The following is a 13,422-nucleotide window of genomic DNA, read 5'->3' on the forward strand; positions in this document are numbered from 1 at the left end:
CATGATCCCGCCCAAGGCCGCGCTGGCGCTGCCGCCCACCGGGCAGGGCGGCGCGCTGGCGGCCAACCTGCTCGCCTTCGGCCGGCTGCTGCGCCGCGCCGGCCTGCCGGTCGGCCCGACGGAGATGCTGGCCGGCGCCGCCGCGCTGGGCGAGGTGGCGATCGGCGACCGCGCCCAGGTCCATGCCGCGCTGCGCGCCACCATGGTGCATCGGCACGAGCATTTCCTGCTGTTCGACCAGGCCTTCGGCATCTTCTGGCGCGACCCGGACGCCGCCCGCCACGCCGCCGCCATGGCGCTGATGGACGGGATGAAGGAGGAGAAGAAGCCGCCGCCCGCCGCCCGCCGCCTGGCCGAGGCGCTGCAGGGCGACCGCCCCAAGCCCCCCCGCCCGCCGGAGCAACCACCCGAGGACCGGGTGGACATGACCTTCACGGTGAGCGAACGCGAACGCCTGCAGGCGATGGATTTCGAGGCGATGTCGGCGGCCGAGCTGGCCGCGGCGCGGCGGGAGATCCGCCGCATGGTGCTGCCGCTGGATGCCCGCCCGACCCGCCGCTTCCGCGCCGACCCCAATGGCCCCTTCACCGATCTGCGCCAGACCACCCGCGCCAGCCTGCGCACGGGCGGGGAGATCCTGGACCTCGCCCGCCGCCGCCGCGTGGTCCGCCCGCCGCCGCTGGTGGCGCTGTGCGACATCTCCGGCTCCATGGCACGCTACGCGCAGATCCTGATCCACTTCCTGCATGCCGTGGCGAATGACCGGGACCGCGTCCACACCTTCCTGTTCGGCACAAGGCTGACCAATGTGACGCGCCAGCTGCGCCACCGCGACGCGGAAGTGGCCTTCGAGGCGGTGGCCAAGGCGGTGCCGGACTGGTCCGGCGGCACGCGCATCGGCGATTCGCTGGCGCTGTTCAACCGGCTCTGGTCGCGCCGCGTGCTGGGCCAGGGCGCCGTGGTGCTGCTGATCACCGATGGGCTGGACCGCGAAGGTGCGCGCGGCCTGGCGGAGGCGACGGACCGCCTGCAAAGATCCTGCCGCCGCCTGATCTGGCTGAACCCGCTGTTGCGTTACGCGGCCTTCCAGCCCAAATCCCAGGGCATCCGGGCCATGCTGCCGCATGTCGATGAGTTTCGCCCGGTGCATAACCTGTCCAGCCTGCGCGACCTGGTCTCCACCCTCTCGGACCCGCGCGCCGGCCGCATGAGGAGCGCGGGATGAGCGCCGTTTCGACCGAATCGGAAGACCTGCTGGGCGTCGCCGCCCGCTGGGCCGCGGAAGGCGAGAAGGTGGCGCTGGCCACCGTGGTGGAGACCTGGGGCTCCTCCCCCCGCCCGGCCGGCTCCCGCCTGGTGCTGACGGCCTCCGGCCGCATGGAGGGCAGCGTCTCCGGCGGCTGCATCGAGGGCGCGGTGGCCGATGCGGCGCGGCAGACGATGGAAACGGGCACGCCGCAGCTGCTGGATTTCGGCATTTCCGACGATCGCGCCTGGGAGGTCGGGCTGGCCTGCGGCGGCAAGCTGAAGGTCTTTGTCGAGCGGCTCGGATGACGCCCGACCTGCTGGCGCGGCTTGCCGCCGCGCGCGCCGCCAAGCGACCCGTCGCCCTGCTGACCCGCCTGCCGGATGGCACGCAGCTGCTGTTCCCGGATGATCCGGTGGCGGAGGAACTGACCGCCGCGGCGCATGTGGCCCTGCGGGCGGACGCCGCGCGCCAGGTGACGATCGACGGCGAGGCCTGGTTCATCCACCCGCACAACCCGCCGCTGCGGCTCATCGTGGTCGGGGCCGTGCACATCGCGCAGGCGCTGGTGCCGATGGCCGCCCGGCTGGGCTACGCCGTGACCGTGGTCGATCCGCGCCGCGCCTTCGCCACCGAGGAAAGGCTGGGCGAGGTCGCCCTCTCCGCCGAATGGCCGGACGAGGCGATGGCGGCGCTGGCGCCCGACAGCCGCACGGCCGTGGTCACCCTGACGCATGACCCGAAGCTGGACGACCCGGCGCTGGAGGTTGCGCTGCGCAGCCCGGCCTTCTACATCGGCTGCCTCGGCAGTCGAAGGACACATGCCAAGCGCCTGGAAAGACTTCGGGAAGCGGGGCTGAACGAGGCGCAACTCGCGAAGATCCACGCCCCGGTCGGCCTCGACATCGGCGCGGTGACGGCGCCCGAGATCGCCGTCTCCATCCTTGCCCAGATCGTTGCCAGCCGGCGCGGCCCGAAATCGGAGAAGACATGAATTTCGGCCCCACCCCGCTGGAGGAGGCGCGCGGCGCCATCCTCGCCCACACCGTGCGCCTGACCGGCAAGGTGCTGAAGAAGGGCACGGTGCTGGACGAGGCCGCCATCGCGGCGCTGCGCGATGCCGGGCGGCGGGAGGTGGTCGCCGTCCGCCTCGAATCCGGCGACGTGCCGGAGGATGAGGCGGCGGACCGCATCGCCGATGCGCTGATGGCGCCGCTGGTCGCCCGCTCCCGCGCCGCGACGGGCAGGGTGAACCTGTTCGCCGAAAGTGCCGGGCTGTTCTCGCTGGATGCCGCGCTGATCGAGCGGCTGAACGCGGTGGATGAGAGCGTCACCATCGCCACCCTGCCGAACCACAGCGTGGTCTCGGCCAAGGAGATGCTGGCCACCATCAAGATCATCCCCTTCGCCGTGCCCGGCCGGGTGCTGGCGGTGGTGGAGGCGATCGCCCGCAGCCGCCGCAGCGGCGCCCCGGGCCTGCCGGCGCTGGCGGTGCAGCCCTTCCGGGCACTCAGCGTCGGGCTGGTGCTGACCGAACTGCCGGGTATCAAGGAAAGCGTCATGGAAGGCGCGGTGGAGGCGACGGATTCCCGCATCCGTGCCCTGCTCGGCACCATGCTCCCGGTGGAGCGCGCGCGGCATGAGGAAGCGCCGGTGGCCGAGGCGCTGGGGCGGCTGAAGCGCGCCGGCGCCGACCTGCTGCTGATTGCCGGCGCTTCGGCGGTGGTGGACCGGCGCGATGTCGGCCCCGCGGCGATCGTGCGCGCCGGCGGCGTGATCGAGCATTTCGGCATGCCGGTGGACCCGGGCAACCTGATCTGCCTGGGCAGGGTGGGCGATGTGCCGGCCCTGGTGCTGCCCGGCTGCGCCCGCAGCCCGAAGCTCAACGGCTTCGACTGGGTGCTGGCGCGCCTGTTCGCCGGCCAGAAGGTGACGGCGCGCGACATCATGGGCATGGGCGTCGGCGGCCTGCTGAAGGAGATCGAGACGCGGCCGCTGCCGCGGGCGGAGGCGCCGCGCAACCCGGTTGTCACCGGCCCGCCGCGCCGCGCGCGGACCGTCTGCGCCCTGGTGCTGGCCGCCGGCCGGTCGCGCCGCATGGCGCCGCTGAACAAGTTGCTGCTGCCCGACAACAAGGGCGTGCCGATGATCCTCCGTGTGGTGGACAACGTCCTGGCCTCGCACGCCTCCCCGGTCATCGTCGTCACGGGGCATGAGCGGGAGCGGGTGGAGGAGGCGCTGGCCGGCCGGCCGGTGCTCTTCGCCTTCGCGCCGAACTACGCCGATGGCCTGTCCGCCTCGCTCAAGGCCGGGCTGGCGGCGGTGCCGCCGGAGGCGGAAGGCATCATGGTCTGCCTGGGCGACATGCCGCTGGTCTCCGGCGTCATGCTGGACCGCCTGCTTTCTGCCTTCGATCCGGAGGAGGGTCGCGCCATCGTGCAACCCACCTTCCGCGGCAAGCAGGGCAACCCCATGCTCTGGGCGCGGGAATTCCTGCCGCAGATGCTGGCCATCACCGGCGATATCGGCGCGCGCCACCTGGCGGCCCGCCATGCCGACCGGCTGGTGGAGGTGGAAATGGCCAGCGATGCCGTGCTGCGCGACTTCGACACGACGGAAAGCCTGAAGGGCCTGCCCGAATACGCGGCCAAGCGATGAGCCCCGGGGCGCCCGCCGCACTGGCGGTGCGCCTGGCCGGGCTGGCCGCGATGCTGGACGCGGCGGCCCTGGTGCCCGGGCTTCGGGTGCTGGATTACGGCAGCCGGGATGGCTGGTCTGGCACCTTGCTGGAAGCGTCCGGCTGCCAGGCCTGCTTTGCCGCGCCGCCGGGCAGCGCGGCCCCGCCGGGCCATCTGCTGCATGACGGCATCCGGCTGGACCTGCCTGCCGCCAGTCAGGACCGGGTGCTGTGCCACCGGGCGCTGTTCGCCGCCGACGATCCGGGCGGGCTGCTGGCCGATTTCGCCCGCATCCTCACCCCCGGCGGCCGGGCGGTGCTGCTGGAGGAGGCTGGCGGGCCGGAGATCGCCGCGGATCGCCTGCGCCTTGCCGCGGAGGAATGCGGCTTCGTGCGGCTGGACCGGGCGCTGTTCGGCCAGCAGGCCCTGCTGTTGCCCCCGGCCGCCTTCACCGCCCTGCTGGCCGAGGGCCCTGCCGAGGCGGCGGAGATCGCAGCATTGCGGGCGCTGGCCCGCCCGGCGCTGGAGGGTGTGCGGCTGTTCGTGCTGCACCGCGCCGCCGGGCCGGCGCAGGACAGCCTGCAGCGGGAGGGCCTGGCCGCCGGCATCGCGCTGCTGCGGGCGCGGCGTGTCGAACAGGGCTTCCGGCTGGTGCTGCGCATCACCAACACCGGCGATGCCACCTGGCTGCCCTCCGGCGGGCAGCGCGGCGCGGTCAATCTCGGCCTCCTGCTCCTGCAGGCGGATGGCAGCCTGGCGGACCAGAACTGGCGCCGCCACCGCTTCCTGAAGGCGCCGCTGGCCCCGGGGGAGGCGGTGGAGACCGGCCTGCTGGTGCCGCTGCCGGCAGGCGCGCAGCTTTCGCTGGACCTGGTGGCGGAGCATGTGCGCTGGTTCAGCGAGCCCGGCACCGGCCAGCGCGTCGCCCTGCCCGACTGACAGCCGGCGCACGACGGTGAAACCGTCATGCGCCGCAAGCGCCGGGCGGGCCGCAGGTCGGAACCTGGTGCGCCACGCAGGGTCCCGGCCGGTCCGACGGTTGTGGCCGCCGGGCCTTCAGGCGCCGCGCGCGAAGGCCACCAGATCCGTGGCCAGCCGCACCGGGTCGCTGACGATCAGCCCATGCGGCGCGCCGGCGTATTCCTGCAGCCTGGCGCCCGGGATCAGTGCCGCGCTGCGCCGCCCGGTGAGGTCGATGGGGCAGGTCTCGTCGGCGCTGCCCTGGATCACCAGCACCGGCAGGCGCAGCGCCGCCAGCTCGGCCCGGAAATCCGTGCCGGCCAGCGCCCGGTGGAAGGCCAGCAGCCCGGGCAGGCTGGCCTGAAGCGCCAGGCCGCGGATCCAGTCGAGCATGGCCTCGGACGGCTTCGGCCCGCCGAAGGGTCGCGCATTCGCCGCCAGCCAGGCCGGGAAATCCGCCCGCAATTCGGCCCGCAGCGCGTCCAGCGCCGCGGCCGGAATGCCGTCCGGGTTGTCCGGCGCCTGTTGCAGCAGCGGCGTGGTCGGGCCGATCAGGGCCAGCCGCGCCACCCGCGCCGCGCCGTGCCGCGTCAGGCAGCGCACCGCCTCCCCCGCCGCGCCGGACATGGCCACCAGCGTCACCTCCCGCAGGTCCAGCGCCGCCATCACCTCGGCCAGATCATCGGCCAGCCGGTCGTAGTCGTAGCCGCCGGGCGGGTGGTCGGAGCGTCCATGGCCGCGCCGGTCATAGGCCACGGCGCGCAGCCCGGCCTCCGCCATGGCCAGCATCGGCTGCCCCCAGCTGTCGCTGGGCAGGGACCAGCTGGCCAGGAACAGCACCGGCGGGCCCGCGCCAAGCGCGCGGTGGAACAGCCGGACATCGTCGCTGGTGCGGATCATGCGAAGGACTCCGCCCGCCGCAGCCCGAGCCATTGCAGCGCCGCGAAGCCGCCGCCCAGCGCCGCCTGAGCCAGGATCGCGGCGTTGCCGAGCGGCGTCGGCGCCGGGCCGAAGGCGCCGGCCGCCAGCAGCAGGCTGTCCAGCACCCAGATCGCGTTCAGCACCACCACGGCCAGCACGAAGCGCCGCGACGGCATGGGCTGAAGCCCGAGCCAGGCGATGCCGGCCGCCCAGGGCAGCAGCCCCAGCCCGACGCCGCGCAGCAGCGCCTCCGGCAGGCCGAACGGCGCGGCCAGCGCGCCAGCCGTCGCCACCAGCGCCAGGCCGGAGACGGCGCAGCCCGCGGCATCGGCCAGCAGGGCCATGTGCAGCAGGCTGGGGTTTGGCAGGGTGTTCGGGGGCATCGGGGCTGTCCTCCTTCGGTTGCCGATGCCCCACCCAACACCCGCGCCCGGCCGCCGCGCGATAACCTCGCAGGTCATGGGAAGCCGGCGATGCGGGCGGTAGCATCCGCGCCATGCCCCACCCCGCCCCCCCGATCGGTGCCCTGCTGCGCGACTGGCGCCAGCGCCGCCGCCGCAGCCAGCTGGACCTCGCCCTGGATGCGGCGGTGTCGACCCGGCATCTCAGCTATGTCGAAAGCGGCCGCGCCAGGCCGAGCCGGGAGATGGTGCTGCGCCTGGCGGAACAGCTGGAGGTGCCGCTGCGCGCCCGGAACGCGCTGCTGCTGGCCGCCGGCTATGCCCCCGCCTACCCGGATGCCGCGCTGGAGGACCCGGCCATGGCAGGCGCGCGACAGGCCCTGGCGATGATCCTGGCGGCGCAGGCGCCCAACCCGGCGCTGGCGGTGGACCGCCACTGGCATCTGGTCGCCGCCAATGCCGTGCTGCCGAAGCTGCTGGCCGGGTTGGCGGAGCCGGCCCTGCTGGCGCCGCCGGTGAACGTCCTGCGGCTCAGCCTGCATCCGGGCGGGCTGGCGCCGCGCATCGGCAACCTGCCGGAATGGCGCGCCCACATCCTGGAGCGCCTGCGTCGGCAATTGGAGGCGAGCGGCGACCCGGTGCTGGAGGCGCTGCGGGCGGAACTGCTGGCCCTGCCCGCCCCGCCCCTGGCGGCGCCGAGCCAACCCAGCCTCGCCCCCGGCGGCGTGGTGGTGCCACTGCTGCTGGAAAGTCCAGCGGGGCGCCTCACCCTGCTGGGCACCACCACGGTGTTCGGCACGGCGATGGAGGTGACGCTGTCCGAACTCGCGATCGAATCCTTCTACCCGGCGGATCCGGTCACGGCGTCACGGCTCGCGGCGCTCGGTTGAATCGATGACATCCGCCTCCGGCCGGTCGTCGGCGGCCACCTGCTCGGTGTGCCAAGCACCCTCGGCATCCTGGTATTCGATGGTCGCCGATTCGCCCGGCTGGCGCAGTTCCGCCACGACCCGCTGCGCCGCGGCCAGCGCCGCGTCATGGGTCGGGTAGCGCTCGGAGAACACGTCGCCGAGCCGATAGGCCCAGCCGCCATCATGCTGCACCACCCGGTAGTGGACCCGCGCCATCGCCGCCTCCTGCCCCATGCGGCAAGCAGACGCGGCGGCGCGGGCCCGGGTTCCCCTCAGGGAGCGTGAATGAACCGAGGGTGTGCCTTGATGCCCGTTGATATCGTGGAGCCTTCTCCTGCGACATCGGCAGCGACAACGGCGCTTTCGGGCATCAATCCCCCCCTTTCAGGCCATCGCCGCCTGCACCCAGCGCGCGGTGGCCAGCACCGCCGGGTCCTCGGCGATGCGCCCGGCCAGTTGCACGCCGAGCGGCAGGCCCTTCGGCCCGGTGCCGACCGGCACCGTCACATTCGGCCCGTACAGCAGCGTCCAGAGCAGGTTGAAGGTGGCATCGCCGGTATAGGCCAGCCCCTCCGGCGCCTCGCCGGGGGCGGATGGCGTCAGCACCGCGTCGAAGCCGGCGGTCCATTCGGCAAAGGCGGCGCGGGCGGCGACGGCGGCGCGGCGCGCCTCGCCCAGCTTGGCCGGCGGGAAGCCGCTGGCCCAGTCCATCCGGTCCAGCAGCACGGCGGACATCTGGTGCCGCGCCTCCGCATATTCCCAGGCCAGGCCCTGGCGGGTTTCCATGTTCATCATGAAGGGGTGCAGTTCCGCCGCCAGGCGCAGCGCCTCGGGCAGCGGGGACTCCACCACCTCGGCCCCGGCGGCGCGGGCGGCCGCCGCGGCGCGCTCCAGCAGTGCCACCGTCTCCGGCGCTGCCGCTTCCGGCGCGTGGCCCAGGCTCAGCAGCAGGCGCGGCGGGGCGGCGCGCTTCGCCTCCGGGTCGCCATGGTCGCGGCCGGTCAGCCCGGTCATGCCCAGCGCGATATCGGCCACGCTGCGCGCCATGATACCAATCGTATCAAGGCTTTCGGAGCAGACCTTCATGCCGCCCCGATGGATGGTGCCGTAGGTGGGCTTGAAGCCGACCACGCCGCAATAGGCCGCCGGCCGCACGATGCTGCCGGCGGTCTGCGTGCCGAAGGCCAGCGGCACCATGCAATCCGCCACCGCGGCGGCGGAACCGGAGGATGAACCACCCGGCGTATGGGCCGCATTGTGCGGATTTGTGGTGGGGCCAGGATGCCGGGTGGCGAATTCCGTGGTGACGGTCTTGCCCATGATGACGCCGCCGGCGGCGCGCGCCGCGGCCACCGCCGCGGAATCGCCGCGTGGCCGGTGCCCGGCCCAGATCGGGGAGCCATAGCCGGTCGGCGACTGTGCCGTGTCCAGCACATCCTTCACCCCGAAGGGCAGGCCGTGCAGCGGGCCCGGCCGGGCCGCGGCCGCGGCGCGCCGCGCCTGCTCCGGGTCCAGATGCACGAAGGCGCGCACCACCGGCTCCCGCGCCGCGGCGCGGGCCAGGCAGGCCTCCATCAGGGTGGCGGGGGTCAGCGTTCCGGCGGCAATGGCACGGGCGGCTTCGGTGGCGGTCAGACGGGCGGGATCGGTCATGCGGCCATTCCGCCACGATGTGGCGGCTTTGCGAAGCCGGCAGGTGAACCGGGCTGGCAGCGGCGGCGGGCAGTGCCACATTGGACCGATGTCCGACACCGCGATCCAGCTGGCCGAAGCGCCGGACGGCACCCTGAGCTATGCCGTGCCGCTGCCCCCCGAATCCCTGCCCGCCGTCACCCCCGCCGCGCTGCTCGCCGCCTGGGATGCGGCCCGTGCCCATGCCCAGGGTGGAAGCTGGGGGCCGGTGCGCCGCCTGCTGTTCCGCACGGCGGAAGGCGGCGGCACCGTGCTGCTCATCGCCGACCGCGATGCGCGGTCCTGGGCCGAGGCGGTGGACCGCCGCGCCGGCCTCGCCACCCTGCCGGGCCTCGCGCTCTGCCTGCGGCTGCTGGCGCTGGTCGAGGTGATGGGGCGCAGCGCCTGGATGGCCGGGCTGTTCGTGGTGGCGCGCGACGGGGTGGAGCTGCACCCGGCCCTGCTGCGCGCGGCCTGCGTGCTGCCGCTCGATTCCGGCGGCAGGTTCGACGCGGAGGCGCTTCGCGCGCTAGTCTCCCGCACCCTGCCCGGGGCGCGCGTCCCGGCCTGATCCGGAAGAACCCCGATGCCCCGCTCGCCGCGCCTGAATGCACCCTTGGCCCTTCTGGCCCTGCTGGCCCTGCCGGCCTGCAGCATTCCCCTGCCCAGCCCGATCGCCGCCCCCGCGCCGGTGCCGGCCGGGGAGCGCGATGGACGCTACGAGGCCTGCCGGGCGGAGGCCACGCGGGTGGTGCAGTTCCGCGAACGCGGCCAGCAGATGCGCACGGATGAGATGGAGTCGAGCCGTGGTACCCTGACCGTCGCGCCCTTCAGCCGGCTGGAATCGGACCGCGGCGCGGCGCAGATCGACCGCGACCGGATGATCGCCGAATGCCTGCGCAGCGGCGCCCGCACCGGCGCGGCGGGCAATGCCACGCCGGGGGCCAGCGGCAGGCGCTGACCGGCCTCGCCGGTGGCCTCCTCCAACGCCCTGGCGCGCGCGCTGTCCACCCGCGACTCGCGGCTGTTCTTCACCGGCTCCATGGTCGCCTGGACCGGGCTTTGGATGCAGCGCATCGCGGTGTCCTGGCTGGCCTGGGAACTGACGGGCAGTGCCTTCTGGGTCGGCATGGTGGCCTTCTGCGACCTGGCGCCGGCGGTGCTCGTCAGCCCGCTGGCCGGCGCCATGGCGGACCGGGTGGACCGCGTGCAGCTGGCGATGTGGACGCAGATCGCCATCGCCCTGCAGGCCGCCGCCGTCGCCGGCATCACTTATAGCGGCCACATGACCATCGGCATCCTGCTGGTGCTGGAGGTCTGCGGCGGCACCGCGGCCAGCTTCGCCCAGCCGGCGCGGCAGACGCTGATGCCGGGGATCGTGGCGCGGGCCGACCTGCCGGCCGCCGTCGCCGCCAATTCCCTCTGCTTCGCCGTGGCGCGCTTCGTCGGGCCGGCCATCGCCGGGCCGCTGATCGCCATCTGGGGCGTTGTGCCGGCCATCGCCGCCAATGCGGTTGGCTATCTGTTCGCCTTCGCGACCATCTGGCTGCTGCGGGTGGACCCGAAGGAGCGCCGCGGCCACCCCGTCTCCACCAGCCTGGGGCGGGAGGTTCTGGCCGGCATCAGCTATGCCGCGCGCCACAAGGGGCTCGGGCCGCTGCTGCTCTATGCGGCGCTGGGCGCGGTGCTGCTGCGCGGGATGCAGGAGATCCTGCCCCCCTTCGTCGAACGCCTGTTCGGCCGCGGCGCCGAGAGCCTGGCCATCCTCACCGCCTGCTTCGGCATCGGCGCGCTGGCCGCCGGGCTCTGGGTGGCCTCGCGCGGGCGGCTGGAAGGCGCGTCCCGGCTGGCGGTCTTCGCCGCGCTGGCGCAGGCCATCGCCACGGTGGGCTTCATCGCCACCGGCTATTTCCCGCTCGGCATGCTGTGCGCGGCGCTGATCGGCGGCGCGGCTTCGGTGCATGGGATCAGCGTGCAGACCCTGATCCAGAGTGCGGCGGACCCCGGCTATCGCGGCCGGATGCTGAGCCTGTGGGGGTTGATCACCCGCGCCTGCCCGGCGCTGGGGGCGCTGGCGCTGGGCGCGCTGGGCGAGGTGTTCGGCCTGCGCTGGCCGACGCTGGTGGCGGTGCTGCTGTTCCTCGGCGTCTTCGCCTGGGGGGTCGCGCGGCTGCGGCGGATGCAGCAGGAACTGGAAGGCACGCCGGCCGGGCCGGCGGCGGGATGAGGGAGTGGCGGGAATGCTGAAGGCGGCAATCGTGGGCATGGGGCGCTGGGGCCAGGTGCTGGTGGACAGCGTCCAGGCGGGTGGCGCCCCGAAGCCCGGGGCGACGATCCACTTCGTGGCGGGGCAGACCCGCTCCCCGGACAAGGCGCGGGACTGGGCCACCGGCCAGGGCCTGCGGATCCTGCCGGATTTCGCGGCGGTGCTGGCGGACCCGGCGGTGCAGGCCGTGGCGCTGGCCACGCCGCACGCCCAGCATGCGGCGCAGGTCATTGCCGCCGCGCGCGCCGGCAAGCATGTCTTCGTCGAGAAGCCCTTCACCCTGGACCGCGCCAGCGCCGCCGCCGCGGTGGCCGCCTGCGCCGAGGCCGGGGTGGTGATGGCGCTGGGGCACAACCGCCGCTTCCTGCCCGCGGTGGCAGAGATGAAGGCGATGCTCGATGGCGGCGCGCTGGGCACGCTGCTGCATGTGGAAGGCCAGTTCAGCGGCCCCGGCGCGCGCAACTACACCTCCGGCATGTGGCGGGCGGACCGGGCGGAAAGCCCGCTGGGCGGCATGGGGGGCATGGGCATCCACATGATCGACATGATCATCCACCTGGCCGGCCGCTTCCGGCAGGTGACGGTGCAGAGCCATGCCCTGGTCTCCCGGACCATTGATGACACCACGGCGATGCTGGGGGTGCTGGAGCGGGGCGCGACGGTGGGCTTCGCCACCCTGGCGCTGACCCCGTCCTTCTGGCGGGTGGCGCTGTTCGGCACCGAAGGAATCCTGCAGCTTCAGGGGCATGAGACGCTCAGCTTCACCCCGCGCGAAGGCGAGCCCTGGGTGAAGCAGTTTCCCAAGACCGATATCGAAGCGGCGGAACTTGCAGCATTCGCTGCCGCCGTGGCCGGCGGCCCGACCTACCCGCTGCCGGTCGAGCAGGCCATCCATGGCGTCGCGGTGTTCGAGGCGATGATCGGCGCCGCGGCCTCCGGCAGCAGCTACGCGGTGGTGGCCTGAGGCAGCGCGGTGGCGTAGGATCGCCGCTTGATCCCGCGTCGCCGTACCCTGCTGGCCTGCCTGCCGGCGGCCCTGGCCGCCGCGCCCGCACGCGCCTTCCGGCTTGAGGTGCCCGCGGCCGCGGTGGCGTCGGATTACGGCGCGGCCGCCTGCCCGGCGCCGGGGGACCATGCGGCACTGGCGGCCGACCTCGCCGGCCTGCCGCCCGCCGCCCCGCTGCCGCCCGAGCTGCAGGGGCGCCTGCTGGCGCTGGCGCGCTGCCCCTTCTGCGGCTGCGCCCTGGCGGCCGGCGCGGCGGACCATGGCGAGGCCGCGCCGGCGCCGGAAGGCTGAGCCGCGGGGCCGGCCCGGGCCATTTCCCGCCGCCCCGCCGATTCCGCTGCGCGCGAACTTGCTGTAGAAGCGCGGCTTCGCAGAAGGAGCCATGCGCCGATGTCCAAGATCACCCGCCAGGGCAGCAACCAGATCCTGTCCTCCTCGGTCGAGTACCACAACTTCGTCTATCTGGCGGGCATGACCGCCGACGACCTGTCGCAGGACATCGCCGGCCAGACCCGGCAGGTGCTGGCCAAGATCGACGCCGCGCTGGAAGCCAATGGCACGGACAACACCCGCCTGCTGCAGGCACAGATCTGGCTGAAGGACATCCGCGACCGCGACGCCATGAACAAGGTGTGGATCGAGTGGCTGGGCGAGGCCGGCCGCCCGGTGCGCGCCTGCGTCGAGGCCAACATGGCCGACCCGCGCCACCTGGTGGAGATCATGGTCACCGCCTGCCGCTGAAGCCCGACCAGGGCTGGTTGCCGCCGCGGGTCATTCCGCGGCGGCATGACAGCCATGTGACACGGTTTTACCACGTCCCGACTCTGCGGCTCGACTGTTGCTTTCGTGCCGCAACACTGTGGCTTCGTGTTTCATCGTGTTTCGCGGCAGGAAGATGATCCTGTCCCAGGCCGCGGCACGACGTCGCGACGAACGAATCACCCCATATTTCGCCACGTGTCATCACACCGGGTTGCCCGGCTTCCGCTGCAACGGTTAACCGGAGGCAGGCCTCACGGAGCCGTGGGGTTGGGCATACCAGGTCGTCCATCCGGATGACGGGAGCGGTGAAGCAGGGGATCGTCCTACATGCGGGCAAGAGGCACGCTGGCAGCACTCTGTATCCTTCTCGGCAGCGCCCTGTTCGTCGCGCCGGCCGACGCCGCGGAGCGTAGCGCCCGCAGCGCGCAGAAGCAGTCCCGGCCGGCCCAGACCGCCGCGCAACGCCCCGCCACGGCACGCCCCGCAGCCCAGCGCAACGCTGCCGCCCGCCCCCCGGCGGCAACCCGCAACGCCGCCGCCCTGAAGCCCGGGCGCGCGAGCGCCGCCCGCGCGAGGCCAATGCCGCGCTGGAGGAGTTGG

General features: G+C 73.7%; 16 protein-coding genes. 12 read left to right on the forward strand and 4 right to left on the reverse strand.

Features of this window, described 5'->3' with window-relative positions:
* The first annotated feature begins 1 nt into the window (after nucleotide 1).
* Genes HEQ75_RS11920 through HEQ75_RS11940 form a run of 5 tightly spaced genes read left to right on the forward strand, consistent with a single transcriptional unit; the run spans nucleotide 2 to nucleotide 4,863 of the window.
* On the forward strand, nucleotides 2–1,225 hold the full coding sequence (locus HEQ75_RS11920; RefSeq protein ID WP_168030694.1) for a vWA domain-containing protein: 1,224 nt from the start codon (nucleotides 2–4) through the stop codon (nucleotides 1,223–1,225).
* On the forward strand, nucleotides 1,222–1,554 hold the full coding sequence (locus tag HEQ75_RS11925) for an XdhC family protein (RefSeq protein WP_168030696.1): 333 nt from the start codon (nucleotides 1,222–1,224) through the stop codon (nucleotides 1,552–1,554). Before HEQ75_RS11920 ends, HEQ75_RS11925 begins: the two co-directional genes overlap by 4 nt.
* Nucleotides 1,551–2,240: an XdhC family protein gene (locus HEQ75_RS11930; RefSeq protein WP_168030698.1), complete on the forward strand. Its 690-nt coding sequence runs from the start codon at nucleotides 1,551–1,553 to the stop codon at nucleotides 2,238–2,240. The genes HEQ75_RS11925 and HEQ75_RS11930 overlap by 4 nt, the downstream gene beginning before the upstream one ends.
* Nucleotides 2,237–3,904, forward strand: a complete 1,668-nt coding sequence (locus HEQ75_RS11935) for an NTP transferase domain-containing protein (protein WP_168030700.1) — start codon at nucleotides 2,237–2,239, stop codon at nucleotides 3,902–3,904. Before HEQ75_RS11930 ends, HEQ75_RS11935 begins: the two co-directional genes overlap by 4 nt.
* Entirely contained in the window at nucleotides 3,901–4,863 is a 963-nt protein-coding gene (locus HEQ75_RS11940) for a class I SAM-dependent methyltransferase (RefSeq protein WP_168030702.1), read from the forward strand. The genes HEQ75_RS11935 and HEQ75_RS11940 overlap by 4 nt, the downstream gene beginning before the upstream one ends.
* A 117-nt stretch (nucleotides 4,864–4,980) precedes the next feature.
* Here HEQ75_RS11940 and HEQ75_RS11945 read toward each other — a convergent pair whose 3' ends face one another.
* Nucleotides 4,981–5,784 carry an alpha/beta fold hydrolase gene (locus tag HEQ75_RS11945; RefSeq protein ID WP_168030704.1) on the reverse strand — a complete coding sequence of 268 codons (804 nt, stop codon included), beginning with the start codon at nucleotides 5,782–5,784 and terminating at the stop codon, nucleotides 4,981–4,983.
* Nucleotides 5,781–6,188, reverse strand: coding sequence for a hypothetical protein (locus tag HEQ75_RS11950; protein ID WP_168030706.1), 408 nt, complete (start codon nucleotides 6,186–6,188; stop codon nucleotides 5,781–5,783). Before HEQ75_RS11950 ends, HEQ75_RS11945 begins: the two co-directional genes overlap by 4 nt.
* A gap of 113 nt (nucleotides 6,189–6,301) precedes the next feature.
* On the opposite strand from HEQ75_RS11950, the gene HEQ75_RS11955 reads away from it, so the two are divergent.
* A complete protein-coding gene (locus tag HEQ75_RS11955; protein WP_168030708.1) occupies nucleotides 6,302–7,096 on the forward strand; it encodes a helix-turn-helix domain-containing protein in 795 nt (264 codons plus the stop codon).
* Here the strand turns inward: HEQ75_RS11955 and HEQ75_RS11960 are convergent.
* Nucleotides 7,073–7,333, reverse strand: coding sequence for a DUF2188 domain-containing protein (locus tag HEQ75_RS11960; RefSeq protein WP_168030710.1), 261 nt, complete (start codon nucleotides 7,331–7,333; stop codon nucleotides 7,073–7,075). The two genes, HEQ75_RS11955 and HEQ75_RS11960, sit on opposite strands and share 24 nt — an antisense overlap.
* Nucleotides 7,334–7,501: 168 nt before the next feature.
* Nucleotides 7,502–8,770, reverse strand: a complete 1,269-nt coding sequence (locus tag HEQ75_RS11965; protein WP_168030712.1) for an amidase — start codon at nucleotides 8,768–8,770, stop codon at nucleotides 7,502–7,504.
* 88 nt (nucleotides 8,771–8,858) lie between these two features.
* On the opposite strand from HEQ75_RS11965, the gene HEQ75_RS11970 reads away from it, so the two are divergent.
* The 6 genes from HEQ75_RS11970 (at nucleotide 8,859) to HEQ75_RS11995 (ending at nucleotide 12,801) form a co-directional block, all read left to right on the forward strand.
* Nucleotides 8,859–9,359, forward strand: coding sequence for a hypothetical protein (locus HEQ75_RS11970; protein ID WP_168030714.1), 501 nt, complete (start codon nucleotides 8,859–8,861; stop codon nucleotides 9,357–9,359).
* Nucleotides 9,360–9,404: 45 nt separating this feature from the next.
* Complete coding sequence (locus tag HEQ75_RS11975) at nucleotides 9,405–9,749, forward strand: hypothetical protein (protein ID WP_168030716.1); 345 nt, start codon at nucleotides 9,405–9,407, stop codon at nucleotides 9,747–9,749.
* Between the two features lie 12 nt (nucleotides 9,750–9,761).
* Entirely contained in the window at nucleotides 9,762–11,015 is a 1,254-nt protein-coding gene (locus tag HEQ75_RS11980) for an MFS transporter (protein ID WP_328733698.1), read from the forward strand.
* Between the two features lie 13 nt (nucleotides 11,016–11,028).
* On the forward strand, nucleotides 11,029–12,018 hold the full coding sequence (locus tag HEQ75_RS11985) for a Gfo/Idh/MocA family protein (protein WP_168030718.1): 990 nt from the start codon (nucleotides 11,029–11,031) through the stop codon (nucleotides 12,016–12,018).
* A 27-nt stretch (nucleotides 12,019–12,045) separates the two neighbouring features.
* Nucleotides 12,046–12,351: a hypothetical protein gene (locus HEQ75_RS11990; protein WP_168030720.1), complete on the forward strand. Its 306-nt coding sequence runs from the start codon at nucleotides 12,046–12,048 to the stop codon at nucleotides 12,349–12,351.
* A 99-nt stretch (nucleotides 12,352–12,450) separates the two neighbouring features.
* Nucleotides 12,451–12,801: a RidA family protein gene (locus HEQ75_RS11995; protein ID WP_168030721.1), complete on the forward strand. Its 351-nt coding sequence runs from the start codon at nucleotides 12,451–12,453 to the stop codon at nucleotides 12,799–12,801.
* The last annotated feature ends 621 nt before the right edge of the window (nucleotides 12,802–13,422 follow it).

This window comes from Falsiroseomonas selenitidurans (genome assembly GCF_012103215.1).
In the GTDB taxonomy this organism is placed as follows: Bacteria; Pseudomonadota; Alphaproteobacteria; order Acetobacterales; family Acetobacteraceae; genus Falsiroseomonas; species Falsiroseomonas selenitidurans.

What these genes read in the sequence shown, in the direction of transcription:
- HEQ75_RS11970 (WP_168030714.1), top strand. Translation starts at nt 8,859, where the DNA reads ATGTCCGACACCGCGATCCAGCTGGCCGAAGCGCCGGACGGCACCCTG.
- HEQ75_RS11995 (WP_168030721.1), top strand. Translation starts at nt 12,451, where the DNA reads ATGTCCAAGATCACCCGCCAGGGCAGCAACCAGATCCTGTCCTCCTCG.
- HEQ75_RS11955 (WP_168030708.1), top strand. Translation starts at nt 6,302, where the DNA reads ATGCCCCACCCCGCCCCCCCGATCGGTGCCCTGCTGCGCGACTGGCGC.
- HEQ75_RS11965 (WP_168030712.1), bottom strand. Translation starts at nt 8,770, where the DNA reads ATGACCGATCCCGCCCGTCTGACCGCCACCGAAGCCGCCCGTGCCATT.
- HEQ75_RS11935 (WP_168030700.1), top strand. Translation starts at nt 2,237, where the DNA reads ATGAATTTCGGCCCCACCCCGCTGGAGGAGGCGCGCGGCGCCATCCTC.
- HEQ75_RS11930 (WP_168030698.1), top strand. Translation starts at nt 1,551, where the DNA reads ATGACGCCCGACCTGCTGGCGCGGCTTGCCGCCGCGCGCGCCGCCAAG.
- HEQ75_RS11940 (WP_168030702.1), top strand. Translation starts at nt 3,901, where the DNA reads ATGAGCCCCGGGGCGCCCGCCGCACTGGCGGTGCGCCTGGCCGGGCTG.
- HEQ75_RS11920 (WP_168030694.1), top strand. Translation starts at nt 2, where the DNA reads ATGATCCCGCCCAAGGCCGCGCTGGCGCTGCCGCCCACCGGGCAGGGC.
- HEQ75_RS11960 (WP_168030710.1), bottom strand. Translation starts at nt 7,333, where the DNA reads ATGGCGCGGGTCCACTACCGGGTGGTGCAGCATGATGGCGGCTGGGCC.
- HEQ75_RS11945 (WP_168030704.1), bottom strand. Translation starts at nt 5,784, where the DNA reads ATGATCCGCACCAGCGACGATGTCCGGCTGTTCCACCGCGCGCTTGGC.
- HEQ75_RS11950 (WP_168030706.1), bottom strand. Translation starts at nt 6,188, where the DNA reads ATGCCCCCGAACACCCTGCCAAACCCCAGCCTGCTGCACATGGCCCTG.
- HEQ75_RS11985 (WP_168030718.1), top strand. Translation starts at nt 11,029, where the DNA reads ATGCTGAAGGCGGCAATCGTGGGCATGGGGCGCTGGGGCCAGGTGCTG.
- HEQ75_RS11925 (WP_168030696.1), top strand. Translation starts at nt 1,222, where the DNA reads ATGAGCGCCGTTTCGACCGAATCGGAAGACCTGCTGGGCGTCGCCGCC.